This is a genomic window from Actinomycetes bacterium (assembly GCA_036510875.1).
Taxonomy (GTDB): domain Bacteria; phylum Actinomycetota; class Actinomycetes; order Prado026; family Prado026; genus DATCDE01.
In genome coordinates this window covers 1-12,667 of record DATCDE010000201.1, presented here as the reverse complement: position 1 = coordinate 12,667, position 12,667 = coordinate 1, and the positions used below count along the sequence as shown (strand labels likewise).

Genomic DNA, 12,667 nt, shown 5'->3' with positions numbered 1-12,667 from the left:
CGCGACGTCCTTGCCGGTGCCGCGCTCGCGCTGCCGCGGGCCAACCCGTGACCGGCCCGAGCGCTCTGGTCACCGGCATCGGGGAGCTGGTCACCAACGACGCCTCGTGGGGCCCCGGGCCGCTCGGCCTGCTGGCCGATGCCGCGCTCGTGGTCACGGCTGGCCGGGTGGCCTGGGTCGGCGCGGCCGGCCGGGCTCCGGACGCCGACGAGCGGATCGACCTGGGCGGCCGGACTGTGCTCCCCGGTTTCGTGGACTCGCACACGCACCTGGTGTTTGCGGGGGACCGGTCCGCGGAGTTCGCGGCCCGGATGGCCGGGCGCCGCTACGACGGGGGCGGCATTGCCTCCACCGTGGCCGCGACCCGGCAGGCCAGCGACGACGAGCTGCGGACCCGGCTGCGTGTGTTGGCGGCCGAGATGAGGGCCCAGGGCACCACGACCGTGGAGGTCAAGAGCGGCTACGGCTTGACCGTCGAGGACGAGGTGCGCGCGCTGCGGCTAGCCCGTGAGGTCACCGAGGAGACCACCTTCCTGGGCGCGCACGTCGTCCCCGCCGAGTACGCCGGCCGCAGCGACGAGTACGTCGAGCTGGTGACCGGACCGATGCTGGCGGCGTGCGCGCCGTACGCCCGCTGGGTGGACGTCTTCTGCGAGCCGAGCTCGCCCCACGCGTTCGACGGCCCCGCTGCCCGCGCCGTCCTCGAGGCGGGCCGCGCGGCCGGGCTGGAGCTGCGGGTGCACGCCAACCAGCTCGGCGAGGGCCCTGGAGTCCAGCTGGCCGTCGAGCTGGGCGCGGCCAGCGCGGACCACTGCACGCACCTGTCCGATTCGGACGTCGAGGCCCTGGCCGGCGGAACGACCGTGGCCACGCTGCTGCCGGGGGCGGAGTTCTCCACCCGCTCGCCGTACCCGGACGCCCGACGGCTGCTCGGCGCGGGGGTCACCGTGGCGTTGGCCACCGACTGCAACCCGGGCAGCTCCTACACGTCGTCCATGGCCCTGTGCGTCGCGCTCGCGGTGCGGGAGATGCGGATGACCACGGAGGAGGCGGTATGGGCGGCCACGGCCGGCGGCGCTCGAGCGCTGCGCCGCTTCGACATCGGTCACCTCGCGGTGGGCGCGCGGGCTCACCTCGTCGTCCTGGACGCGCCTTCGCACAGCCACCTGGCCTATCGCCCGGGGGTGCCGCTGGCGCACCCGCTGCAGCTGGATGGGCCTCAGTCGTCCTGAGCCGTCCGACGGTCCGGGCGCAGCTGCTCGCGCAGGTCCGGGTCGGACATCGCGAGGTACACCAGCGGGCAGTCGTGCGGGCCGGAGACGTCGACCTGGCACAACGTGCAGGGGTCCCCTGGCCGCAGCGGGCACTGCGGGGTGGGCACGCCACGTCCGGCGGTCCCCGTCATGTCCCTGCCGCCTCCTTCGGTCGCGATCCCTTGTGAGTCAGCATCCCGGGACGGCTCGGGCATTCCCCGTCAGGCGATCTTCCGGACCGCCGTGTCCGGAGGCAGCACCAGGTCGCCGAGGGGACGACGGCTGCGCGGCGCCCGCTCCCGGGTCGCCAGCGGCTCGGCCAGGTCGGCTGCGTCGTCGAGACGGCCCACGGCCACGACGACGACCGGGGTCAGCTCGGCTCCCAGCCCCAGCCGATCGGTCACCCCGGCAGCGTCGAAGCCGCCCATCTGGTGGGTGGCCAGTCCCTCGGCCTGGGCCTGGGTGACCAGGTGGGCCACCGCCTGCCCGGTGTCGTACAGCGCGAACCGCAGCGGCCGCCCGGTGTCGTCGACCGTCTGCGCGGCGACCAGGACCAGCGCGCCGGCGCTCGCCGCCCAGACCCGGTTCCCGGGTGCGAGCAGGTCGACCAGCTGGTCGAACTCGGCCGTGCCGCGACGGGTCACCACGAACCGCCACGGCTGGCTGTTGTTGGCCGAGGGCGCCCAGCGGGCCGCTTCCAGCAGCGCGGTGAGCTGGTCTCGTCCGACCTCGTGCTCGGCGTCGAAGCCGCGCGGGCTCCACCGTTCGGCGAGCAGCGGGTGGACGGGGACTCGGGTGGTGGCGGACTTGCGGGTGGTCACAGTCGTCTCTTCCCTGGGCTGGTGATCGGTCGGGTCAGGCGCTGATCGTGGCGTGCATCTCCCACACCAGGATCTCGGCGGGCTGGACGGCGGTGACCCGCTGCCCGCCCGTCGCGGTGAAGCGCACCGCGTCGCCCGGCGACAGGACGCCGGTTCCTTCGAGCTCCACGCTGCCGCGGGGCACGAACAGGTGCAGGAACGGGGCGTCGGGCAGCCGCACGGACTGTCCGGGCTGCAGCCGGGCGGCGTGCAGCGCTGCATGGCGGTTGTTGATCCGGATCGCAGCGGCGTCGGCGTGCTTGCCCATCCCGGAGGCCACCGGCAGCAGGCCGCCGGCCAGCAGCTCGGCTTCGATCTCCAGCTGCTGGTAGCCGGGCGTGAGCCGCTCACGGTCCGGCACCACCCACATCTGCACGAAGTGGACCGGGTCCTTGTGGGTGTCACCGCCGCGCAGCCGCCACGAGTCGTTCTTCTCGGAGTGCAGGATCCCGGACCCGGCGCTCATCCGCTGGGCCAGCCCCGGGTAGATGACCCCCGAGTGACCGGTGGAGTCCTGGTGGACGAGGGAGCCCTGCAGCACCCAGGTGACGATCTCCATGTCCCGGTGCGGGTGCGTCTCGAACCCGGTGCCGGGCTGGACCAGGTCGTCGTTGTTGACCAGCAGCAGCCCGTGGTGGGTGTTGTTCCGGTCGTAGTGGTGCCCGAACGAGAACGAGTGCTTGGAGTCGAGCCAGCCGATCCGGGTGGCGGCGCGCTCACCGGTACGGCGGACGTCGGTGCGCGGGCTCAGCCGCTGGGTGCTCATCGGTGGCGTCCTCTCAGGTGGAAGCCGGTCAGGCGTTCTTGATGGCAGAGACCTCGAACTCCAGCACGATCTTGTCGCTGACCAGGACGCCGCCGGTCTCGAGCGCCGCGTTCCAGGTGATGCCGAAGTCCTTGCGGCTGACGGTCGCGGATCCCTCGAACCCGACCCGCAGATTGCCGAAGGGGTCCTTGGCGGCGCCCTCGTACTCGAATGCGACCGGCACCGTCCGGGTGACGCCCTTGATGGTCAGGTCTCCGGTCAGCTCGAACGTCGTGTCGTCCACCTGCCGCGCGGACGTGGACACGAACGTGATCTGCGGATGGTTCTCCAGGTCGAGGAAGTCGTTGCTGCGCAGGTGTGCGTCGCGCTGATCGTTGCGGGTGTCGATGCTGCTCACGGCGATGGTGACGGAGGCGGAGGATCGACTCGGGTCGTCGCCGTCCAGAACCACGTCAGCCTCGAACTCGTTGAACGAGCCGCGAACCTTGGTCACCACCGCGTGGCGGGCCAGGAAGCCGATCCTCGTGTGCGTGGGGTCGAGCGTGTACCGCCCGGTGAGCTCGGTCAGGCTGGTCGTGGTCTTCGTCGTGGTCATGAGGTCTCCTGCGGCCGGGTCATCCGTCGGTAGATGACGTGTCATCTGGCCTAACTTACATGTCACATCATTCATTCCCGACTAGCATCGGCGTATGACCCGTTGGCTGACCGACAGTGAGCAGCGCGCCTGGCGTGGTTACCAGGCGGTGCAGGCGCAGCTGTCCGCGCGGCTCAACCGCCAGCTCCAGACCGACTCCGGCCTGTCCCTGGCCGACTACGAGGTGCTGGTCGCGCTCACCGACCGCCCCGAGGGCCAGCTGCGGGTGTTCGAGCTGGCCGAGGCGCTGCAGTGGGAGCAGAGCCGGCTGTCCCACCACCTGGCGCGGATGCAGCAGCGGGGCCTGGTGAACCGCCGGGCCTGCCGGGAGGACCGCCGGGGCTCCTACGTGCTGGTGACGGCGGCCGGGCGGCGGGCCAACGAGGCCGCGGCGCCGGGTCACGTCGATGCCGTGCAGCGGCTGTTCTTCGGCGGGCTCACCCCGGAGCAGGTCGAGCTGGTCGAGCTGCTCTCCGGCCGGATTCTGGCCCGGCTGGCCGCCGAGGCGGAGCCGGTGACCGTCTGACTCGCTCGGTCGACGCGCCGCCCGGTCGAGCGGGCCGCTGGCCCCCCACGACCGGCGTCCGCTGGCCTGAGCCGGGGACTCGACCCTTTCGGCGTATCCATCCTGGCCGGCCAACCGGCGATGTCCCGAACGAAGAGTGGCGGGCCGGGCCGGGGGAGAGCCTGACCGCTCGTGGGTCACGGCTGTCCAGGGGAGCGTCACTGTGGAAGAGCTCGAGTACGCGCGGGCGCTGGAGGACCTGGCGGCTGCCGCGTACGGCGAGGGGTCCATCACCGAGGTGATCAGGCCGGCGGCGATCATCCCGGAACGCGAGACCCGGGCGATCCTGGCGGGGCTGGCCGACCGGGACGTGAGCATGGGGGGGCTGTGGCGCGCCGAGCCCCAGCGTTGGCAGCGCTACGACCGCCCCTGGGACGGCGGGGACGAGCCGGGGGCTGCCGAGCTGTTGGGCACCATCCAGGTGGTCTACGGAGCCCCGACCAGGTTCGAGGTCACCGTGTACCGAGTGACCGTGACCCCACGCGGGGAAGCCGACGGCTGGACGGTGGCGGGGCTGTGTGACGAGGCGCTCGAGCTCGGTGGGCTGACCTTGACGACGTGCCCGCGGGCGACTCTCACCGACCCGCCCAAGCCGTTTCACCTGCACTGAGCGGGCGCAGCACCCGGGGATGGTCCCCTGAGGTGGGGACCGGCATTGGCGAGGCACTCGGCCGGATCGCGGTGACCATGGGTTGGACGGTCGCGGGCGGCGTCCTCGGGGGCGACGCCGCCGGCGCTGTCATCGAACGGCCGGCCGCTGGCCTTGGCGCGGGCGGCCGAGCCCCTCGCGCGGGTGTCCGGCTACCTGTATGAACGTGTCGCCCGCCACTCTGGGCAGCGCCGAATGCCCGCGGCTGCTGGCTGGGCCGCCGCCCGAGCGGGTCGTCCTGGAGGTGTCCGATCACGACCCGGTCGACGACTACGACGTCCTCACGGCCGTCCTGTCCCCCTGCGGGAGCGCGGCATGCGGCTGGCCATCGACGACGTCGGTGCCGGTTTCTCCTCGCTGCGCCACATCGTTCTGACGACCCCTTGATCAAGCTGGACCGCAGCATCGTGGCCGGGGTCAGCGCCGACCCGGTGCTGCGCACCCTGGTGGCGGTCCCTGGTGGACTTCGGCCAGGGCTGGCACTTCGGCCGGCCCGGGTCCCCTGAGGACCTCGTGGACGGCGTTCCGCTGGAGCCGCTCGCACGCCGCTGACGCAGGTGCCCCGCCCTCCGAGGAGGGCGAGGCACCGGTGTGCGTACTCGGTCAGGCCGACCGGCTCCTACGGGTCAGCGCCATCAGGAGCGCGCCGAGCGCGATCAGGCCGATGCCGGTCCCGATCAGGTACCCGACGGGGACTCCTGCGCCGGTGGCGGCCAGGGTCTCACCCGCGACGGCGGCGGGAGACACTGCGGTGGGCGTGGTCGGGCCGACGATGACCTCACCCTTGACCTCCGCGAGCCGGTTCGTGGTCTCGTTGGAGATGGCACTCGTCAGCGACGACGCCACCGTTCCAACGTTGGTGATGACCGTGTTCGGGGCGAGCCCGGTGTTCGTGGTCACCTTGAACGTGACCGTCACGGAGTCACCGGGGTTCATCGTTCCGAGCGTCCAGCTCACCGTGCGGGTGGTCACGTCGTAGCCCGCGGCGCAGGTCGCCGGGGCCACGCACTTGGCCGACCCGGTGACGTAGGTCGTTCCGGTTGGCACGACGTCACTCACTCCGACGTTGGACTGGCTGACGTTGCCGCTAGCCGTCGCCGTGAGGATGTACGTGATGTTCTTGCCGACCTCGACGACATCCTTGGGCTCGTTGTCCTTGGTCAGCGTGAGGCCGGCCCGGTAGACCGGTTGCGGCGTCGGGGTGACCGTGCGGCTGTTCACCACGGTGACGTCGACGCCGGCCCCCTTGACGACGGTCACCTCGGACGTCGGCTGGATGCTTGGGGTGTTCCACCCGCTGGGCACCGCCTCGCTGACGGTGCAGACGGCGCCGACCGGCAGTTTCTTGAGCTCCTTGGTGTCACCCACGGCGAGACTGAACTCGAAGGTCTTGTCGTAGCCGGCCTTCTCGCAGGCCACCGTGATGGGGAAGGTCTGGCCAGGATCAGCCACCGTGCCGGCAGCCAGGGTCTTGGTCACCTCGATCTTCCCGGTCCTCCCCTCGGGTGGCTTGCTGGTCAGGTTGTTGACCACCGTGACCGCCGTGTCGCCCTTGTCGCTGGTCACCTCGGCCGACGGCTGGAAGCCGGGGGTGTCCCAGCCGGGCGGCGGTTCCTCGCTGACCGTGCACTTCGTGCCGATCGGCAGCGGGTCGGTCGTCTCCGACTGCCCCACCGACAGGTTGAAGGTCTCGCTGTACTCGACCTTGTCGCAGGTGACGGTGACGGGGAACGTCTGGCCCTGGGCCGGCTGTTCGCTGCCCTCAGCCAGGGCCTTGGTGACCGTGATCGTCCCCTGCTTCAGCTCGTGCGGCTTCTTGAAGTTGGCGACCGTGACCGAGCTGGTGGCGTCCTTGACGACGGTCACCGGTTCGGACGGTGTGATGGTCGGAGTCTGCCATCCGTCCTTTAGATACTCGCTGACCGTGCAGACGGTTGCCACGGGCAGCGGATCGGTCGTGGCCGACTCGCCGACCGCAAGCGGGAAGGTCTGGTCGTAGCTGTTGTCGCAGCTGACCTTGATCGCGAAGGTCTGGTCGCCGGCAGGGGCGCTGCCCTCGGCGAGCGCCTTGGTCACCTTGACCGTGCCGGTGTCGGTGACAGGGCCGCCGCACGCCAGGGCCGGTCCGGCTCCGGAAACGACCAAGGCGAGGGCGAGTACGGCGAACGCCGACACCCGTGCCAGCCGTCCACCGGTCCGTCGTCCGAAGGGCCTCATCGTGGCTCACCTCACGAATACTCGTTCGGTGGGCCGGTCTCACCAGTGGCTCCCCGTGACCCTCCCGAAGAAGAGTGGCCGAGTCCGCGGTCACGGATCGAAGCCTCCCAGGCGACTTCTCATCGCCAGCTCCAGCCTGGACAAATCGCCCACGTTTTCCCAGGGACCAACGACATCGGCCGTTCGGCCACCCCCGAACGGAGCAACCGCTGACGCCGCGGCGGCCGGCGTACGGTCGGGGGATGTGGGCGCGGCGTGGGCCTGCTCCGAGGCTGCGTGCGGCGCAGGATGTCGTGGCCACGTTCGACGCGCCAGCGGGTGCCTACGTGCACGTCCCCTTCTGCGAGTGGATCTGCCCGTTCTGCCCCTACAACAAGGTGCGCGCCGAGGAGTCGTTGGCCGACCGGTACTTCGTCGCTCTCGGGCAGGAGGTCGACGCGTACGTGGCCGCCTACCAGGCCCGGTTCGCTGGCCCGTTCACCTCGCTGTACGTCGGTGGGGGCACCCCCACGCTCTATCCCGAGCGGCTCGCCGAGCTGGTCGCGAGGATCCCGGTGGCCGGGGAACGGGCCATCGAGGTGCTTCCCACGCATGGGACCCCGCAGCGCCTCGACCAGCTGGCCGCCGCCGGGTTCACCGCCGTGAGCATCGGGGCCCAGTCCTTCCACGACGCAGTGCTGGCGCGGCTGCACCGACCCCATGACGCAGCCACCAGCCGAAGCGCCGTGGAGAGCGCGCGAGACCGGTTCTCGTGCGTCGACGTGGACCTCATCGTCGACGTCGCTCTCGAAGACGACGCCGCCCTCCGCGGGGCGTTCCTGGCCGACGTGCGGACCTGCTTCGAGCTCGGGGTCGACCAGGTGTCCACGTACCCGCTCATGCGGTTCGGCTACACGCCGTTCGGCACGGCCCATCACGACCGGGCCTTCGAGCATGCCGTGCTCGCCCAGGTGAGCGAGCTCGCCGAGGACTTCGGGTACGAGCGCCGCTCGGTGTGGACGTTCAACCGGCGGGGGAGCGCCACCTACACCTCCATCACCCGGCCCCGGTTCCTTGGAATGGGGGCCGGCAGCTCCTCGTTCGCCGGCAAGGACTTCTACGTCAACCACTTCGGCCTGGGGAGCTATGCGGAGGCCGTTGACCGCCACCGGCCGCCGATCGCCCGCTGGCTGCACCTCGGCGCGTGGGCCGGTGGGGCGTACGACGCGTTCTGGCAGGCCTACTCCGGGCGGGTGCGGGCCAGCGGACTCGCTGCGCCGTACGGACCGGCCGTGGCGGCCGGAGCGCGAGCCCTCCTCACCCCGCTGGCCGCCGTCGGACTGCTCCGGCGGTCGGACGGCGACTTCTGGCTCACCGCAAGGGGTTTCGACGTGTACCACGACCTCGAGCGGCTGGTGACCTATCAGCTGATCGAGCCGCTGTGGGCCCAGATGCTGGGCGAGCACGTGGCGGAGGGCGCCACCCTTCGGCGCGACCCGCACCGGCCGGCGCCCGCTGAGTGGGTCACGCCGGACCGGGGGCGGCGGGGCCGGGCCTGGTCGCTGGCCAGCCGGGTCCTGGAGCGACCGGTCGGGTAGCGGCTCAGAGGACCTTGGGCTCTGCCGACCTCGAGCACCGCGGCGCGACAGTGGACGAGGAGCGGGTCACCGCGTGACGGAGGACGGCGCCCATGCTGTTCATCGACCGAACTGACTCCGGCCGCAGGCTGGCCGACCGGCTGACGCATCTGAAGGGGCCTGAGGTCGTCGTGGTCGGGCTGCCGCGCGGCGGGGTGCCCGTCGCCTACGAGGTGGCGATGGCGCTGGGCGCCCCGCTCGACGTGATCGTCGTGCGGAAGCTGGGGGTGCCGTTCCAGCCGGAGCTCGGGATGGGCGCCGTCGGTGAGGGTGGCGTGCGGGTCATCAACGACGAGGTCGTCCGGATGGCCGGCGTGAGCCCCGAGGAGCTCACAGCGACTGAGGCCCGCGAACGGGCAGAGGTCAACCGCAGGGCCAGCCGGTTCCGCGGGGCCCGGCCTCCGGTGACCCTCGCCGGCAGGACCGTCGTCGTCGTCGACGACGGGATCGCCACCGGGTCCACCGCCAGGGCGGCCTGTCAGGTCGCGCGGGCAGCCGGTGCCACCCGGGTCGTCCTCGCCGTCCCGGTGGCACCTCCGGGGTGGGAGCGGTCGTTCGCCGGGGAGGCGGATGAGCTGGTCGCGCTGGAGACCCCCGGTGACTTCTTCGCTATCGGCCAGTACTACCGGGACTTCTCGCAGACCCCCGACGACGTGGTCGCCGCCTGCCTCGACCTGGCCGCCAGGCGTCCGGGGCCATCCGCGACAGTGGCCCACTCGGCCCCCGCCCACCCGCCGGTGGAGGTCGACGAGCACGTCCAGGCGCGTGCCGGGACCCTGCTCCTGCACGGACATCTCGTCGTGCCAAGGGATGCGCACGGGCTCGTGGTGTTCGCGCACGGCAGCGGCAGCAGCCGGCACAGCCCGCGCAACCGGCATGTGGCCGAGGCGTTGCGCAAGGCCGGACTGGGGACGCTGCTGTTCGACCTGCTGACCGCGCAAGAGGAGCTCGACCGGGCCAACGTGTTCGATGTCTCGCTGCTCGCGCAGCGGCTCACCGGCGTCACCCACTGGCTGCAGGAGCAGCCGGCCACGGCCGGGCTGACGATCGGCTACTTCGGGGCGAGCACGGGGGCGGCTGCCGCCCTGTCGTCGGCCGCCCAGCCCGGCAGTCCGGTCGGCGCGGTGGTCTCCCGCGGGGGTCGGCCGGACCTGGCCGGCCCGTGGCTGCCCTCGGTCCAGGCCCCCACCCTGCTCATCGTTGGCGGCCGGGACGACGTCGTCCTGCAGCTGAACCGGGAGGCGCAGGCCCAGCTGCGCTGCACCAATGAGGTGGTGGTCGTGCCCGGCGCCACGCACCTGTTCAGCGAGCCGGGCGCGCTCGAGTCGGTGGCCCAGCTGGCGGCGGACTGGTTCGTCCGGTACCTGGCCCAGCCGACGTCACCTCGGTGAGTGGCAGGACCTGACGGCCAGCTTGACGAACCGCTCGGCGGCGGGGGTCCTGGTACGTCCGCAGCGCTGCCCGACGAGGATCGTGCGCGGCTCGAGCGGTGGGTCCAGCGTCCGGATCCGGACGCCGGGGTCGTCGGGGTCCACGGCCAGCAGGGGCAGGATCGCCGGGCCCATGCCCGCGCGGACCATGGCCTGCACGGCCCCGTTGTCGTTGGAGCGGAACACGTAGTTCGGGCTGACCCCGGCGGCCCGCAGCCCGCCGTCGATGAGGTTCTGACAGGAAGAGACCTGCTGGCCGACCATGGGCCGCCCGGCGAGGTCAGCCAGCGGGTAGGCGGCCGCGGTCATCTCGGTCTCGGCCGGCAGCACCAGCACGAAGGGGTCCTGGCACAGCTCGACCGTCTCGATCCGCTCGTCGGTGACCGGCCCGATGAGGAACGACAGGTCGAGCTCGTCCGCGGCGAGCCGGCGCACCAGCTCGTCGTTGTCATCGGTCTCGAACAGCCGGATGTCCACCCCAGGTGTCTCGGCCCGGACCTGCCCGACCACGGACGGCAGCAGCTTGACCGAGACACTCTGGAAGGTCCCCACCAGGAGGCGACCGCTGATGCCGGCGGCCAGCTCGTCGAGCTCCTCCGCAGCGGCGTCGATCCGGTCGAGGATCGACTCGGCGTGCCTCAGCAGCAGCCGGCCGGCGGGAGTGATCTCGGCCCGGCGGGGCCCGCCCGGCCGGTCGAACACCGGCTGCCCGATGGCCCGCTCTAGCCCGGCGATCTGCTGGCTGATGGCGGCCTGGGAGAACCCGAGCCGTTGCGCGGCGCGGCCGAAGGACCCCTCCTCGGCCACCGCGCGCAGGGCGGCCAGATGGCGCAGCTCGAGGCCGTGGATGCCCGACATGGACATAAGCATAGATGATTGTTGTGATGACAGACGATCGCTTTTCCTTATAGATGGCCGTCCCTACAGTGGCACGCGAGAGGAGATCCCGATGATCGAGTTCCGCGTGCACGACATGGACGAGCTGGCGCACAGGGTGGCGGCGGAGGGCATCGACGCGCACCCCGTCGCCGTGATCGAGCTGGCGCACGCAGCCCACGACCTGGGGGTCGCCCAGGTGCTGATCGACGTGCTCGTCGACCCGGCCGAGCCGGAGGCGGCCCGGCTGCGGGCGTTCGGCCGGATCGCCTCAGCGCTGTCCGCCGTGACGCCGTCCGGCCGTTCTGCCCCGGTGCCTGCAGCGGACGATAACGACGGGGCCGAGATCCCGGTCGGGGTCACTGCCGCGGCCTGCTGCTGACCGCAGTCGCGGGCGCCAGGATCCGCCGTCCGCTCCCCGTCGGGCGCTAGGTTTGGGCCACTCACACGAGGCTCGCCGGGGAAGGGGACAGTGCGGTGGGGATCCGGCCGGACTGGCGGCTGCTGGCCGTCTTCGTCGGGCTGTTCGCCGTCTTCGTTCTCGAGGTGGTCACCTCGGGGACCGTCTTCCTCACGTTCCTGCTGGTCCCGGTCCTGGTGGCCGCCACGTTCGCGAAGCCGACGGCGGTCGCCGTGCTCGGCGGCCTCGCGGTGCTGCTCGGCATCATCGCTGGAGCGGTCACCGAGACGCTCTGGCACGGGCCGTTCGGGGTGCGGCTGGCCGGGCTCGTCCTGACTGCGACGCTGGGGGTGGTCGTCACCCGGCAGCGCAGCCAGCGCGACGCCGAGCTGCGGGCGATGTCCCTCACCGACCCGCTGACCGGCCTGCCCAACCGGCTGCTGCTGGCGGACCGGCTGCGGATCGCTCTCGAGCAGCGGCAGCCGCTGACGCCCATCACTGTGCTGTTCGTCGATCTCGACGCGTTCAAGGCGGTCAACGACCGTTACGGCCACCTGGCCGGTGACGGCGTGCTGGTCGAGACCGCGGCCAGGCTGCAGGAGTGCGTCCGAGTCGGCGACACCGTCGCGCGCTACGGCGGGGACGAGTTCGTGGTCGTGTGCCCGTCGGCGTCGAGCAGGCACGGCGCCGAGGAGGTCTGTCGTCGGGTCCTGGGTGCGTTGTCTCGACCGGTCGAGGTGAACGGTCGCGAGATCCTGCTCAATGGTTCAGTGGGGGCCGCTGTCGGCGGCCCGCCGTACGTGGACGCGGACATGCTGCTGGCCAGGGCCGACCAGGCGCTGCTGAGCGCGAAGCGGGCCGGCGGGTCCCGGTTCTCGTTGAGCGACATGGCCGCCAACTCCTAAGCATCTGACAACCTTTAGGGACATCTCAGGTTGGGCTCATGGCCTCCTCAGACTGCGGGACTGTGATGAGTGACGGAGCCCGAGCCGCCAGCCTCGCTCTCAGTCGATGAGGAGAAGGCCGTGAATGAGCCGTACGAGCCCGACGGAACGAGTCTGCCGCAGCCGCCCACGGACATGAGCTGGCCAGGCGCATGGTCCGCTCCTGCCGAACCACCGCAGCCCGGCCCCCCTCGCCGCAACCACTCCCGGCTGTTGGCGGGAGCCGCGATCTTGGTCGGTGGCGGCTTGCTGGCCGGGCTGGTGGTCGGCTACGGCGTCTGGCGTCCGAGCGGCACCCCAGCCGGGTTGCAGCAGGCGTCCAGCGGCACCGTCGGCTCGTCGACCGGCTCGTCGACCGGCAGTTCGACCGGCAGTTCGACCGGCAGTTCGACCGGCAGTTCGACCGGCAGTTCGACCGGCAGTTCGACCGGCAGTTCGACCGGCAGTTCGACCGGCA

At 71.7% G+C, this 12,667-nt stretch carries 16 protein-coding genes; 9 read left to right on the top strand and 7 right to left on the bottom strand.

What is annotated here, in order from left to right; genetic code table 11:
- Positions 1–47: 47 nt before the first annotated feature.
- Positions 48–1,232, top strand: a complete 1,185-nt coding sequence (gene hutI, locus VIM19_11885; protein ID HEY5185577.1) for an imidazolonepropionase — start codon at positions 48–50, stop codon at positions 1,230–1,232.
- Here hutI and VIM19_11880 read toward each other — a convergent pair.
- The 4 genes from VIM19_11880 to VIM19_11865 form a co-directional block, all read right to left on the bottom strand.
- A complete protein-coding gene (locus VIM19_11880) occupies positions 1,220–1,405 on the bottom strand; it encodes a DUF6767 domain-containing protein (GenBank protein HEY5185576.1) in 186 nt (61 codons plus the stop codon). The genes hutI and VIM19_11880 overlap by 13 nt on opposite strands.
- Before the next feature lie 69 nt (positions 1,406–1,474).
- Positions 1,475–2,074, bottom strand: coding sequence for a nitroreductase family protein (locus VIM19_11875; protein HEY5185575.1), 600 nt, complete (start codon positions 2,072–2,074; stop codon positions 1,475–1,477).
- A gap of 34 nt (positions 2,075–2,108) precedes the next feature.
- The gene (locus VIM19_11870) at positions 2,109–2,879 is read right to left on the bottom strand and encodes a pirin family protein (protein HEY5185574.1); all 771 of its coding nucleotides are present in this window, start codon (positions 2,877–2,879) and stop codon (positions 2,109–2,111) included.
- 28 nt (positions 2,880–2,907) lie between these two features.
- A complete protein-coding gene (locus VIM19_11865) occupies positions 2,908–3,474 on the bottom strand; it encodes a YceI family protein (protein HEY5185573.1) in 567 nt (188 codons plus the stop codon).
- A 94-nt stretch (positions 3,475–3,568) separates the two neighbouring features.
- Between VIM19_11865 and VIM19_11860 the strand changes: the two genes are divergently transcribed.
- The 4 genes from VIM19_11860 to VIM19_11845 all read left to right on the top strand — a co-directional run bounded on the left by VIM19_11860 (position 3,569) and on the right by VIM19_11845 (position 5,233).
- Positions 3,569–4,039 carry a MarR family transcriptional regulator gene (locus VIM19_11860; GenBank protein ID HEY5185572.1) on the top strand — a complete coding sequence of 157 codons (471 nt, stop codon included), beginning with the start codon at positions 3,569–3,571 and terminating at the stop codon, positions 4,037–4,039.
- A gap of 202 nt (positions 4,040–4,241) precedes the next feature.
- On the top strand, positions 4,242–4,688 hold the full coding sequence (locus VIM19_11855) for a hypothetical protein (protein ID HEY5185571.1): 447 nt from the start codon (positions 4,242–4,244) through the stop codon (positions 4,686–4,688).
- Positions 4,689–4,887: 199 nt separating this feature from the next.
- Positions 4,888–5,103: a hypothetical protein gene (locus VIM19_11850; protein HEY5185570.1), complete on the top strand. Its 216-nt coding sequence runs from the start codon at positions 4,888–4,890 to the stop codon at positions 5,101–5,103.
- 7 nt (positions 5,104–5,110) lie between these two features.
- Entirely contained in the window at positions 5,111–5,233 is a 123-nt protein-coding gene (locus tag VIM19_11845; protein HEY5185569.1) for a hypothetical protein, read from the top strand.
- 97 nt (positions 5,234–5,330) lie between these two features.
- Here the strand turns inward: VIM19_11845 and VIM19_11840 are convergent, their stop codons facing one another.
- Positions 5,331–6,944 carry a DUF5979 domain-containing protein gene (locus VIM19_11840; protein HEY5185568.1) on the bottom strand — a complete coding sequence of 538 codons (1,614 nt, stop codon included), beginning with the start codon at positions 6,942–6,944 and terminating at the stop codon, positions 5,331–5,333.
- 293 nt (positions 6,945–7,237) lie between these two features.
- Between VIM19_11840 and VIM19_11835 the strand changes: the two genes are divergently transcribed.
- Positions 7,238–8,521, top strand: coding sequence for a radical SAM protein (locus tag VIM19_11835; GenBank protein ID HEY5185567.1), 1,284 nt, complete (start codon positions 7,238–7,240; stop codon positions 8,519–8,521).
- Between the two features lie 92 nt (positions 8,522–8,613).
- The gene (locus VIM19_11830; GenBank protein HEY5185566.1) at positions 8,614–9,951 is read left to right on the top strand and encodes a phosphoribosyltransferase family protein; all 1,338 of its coding nucleotides are present in this window, start codon (positions 8,614–8,616) and stop codon (positions 9,949–9,951) included.
- On the opposite strand, the gene VIM19_11825 is transcribed toward VIM19_11830, so the two are convergent.
- On the bottom strand, positions 9,940–10,848 hold the full coding sequence (locus VIM19_11825; GenBank protein HEY5185565.1) for a LysR family transcriptional regulator: 909 nt from the start codon (positions 10,846–10,848) through the stop codon (positions 9,940–9,942). The genes VIM19_11830 and VIM19_11825 overlap by 12 nt on opposite strands.
- Before the next feature lie 91 nt (positions 10,849–10,939).
- On the opposite strand from VIM19_11825, the gene VIM19_11820 reads away from it, so the two are divergent.
- Positions 10,940–11,248 carry a hypothetical protein gene (locus VIM19_11820; GenBank protein HEY5185564.1) on the top strand — a complete coding sequence of 103 codons (309 nt, stop codon included), beginning with the start codon at positions 10,940–10,942 and terminating at the stop codon, positions 11,246–11,248.
- Positions 11,249–11,343: 95 nt separating this feature from the next.
- Positions 11,344–12,171, top strand: a complete 828-nt coding sequence (locus tag VIM19_11815; GenBank protein HEY5185563.1) for a GGDEF domain-containing protein — start codon at positions 11,344–11,346, stop codon at positions 12,169–12,171.
- Positions 12,172–12,479: 308 nt separating this feature from the next.
- Here the strand turns inward: VIM19_11815 and VIM19_11810 are convergent.
- Positions 12,480–12,667, bottom strand: a 188-nt coding sequence (locus VIM19_11810) for a hypothetical protein (protein HEY5185562.1), incomplete at its 5' end; no start/stop codon positions are given.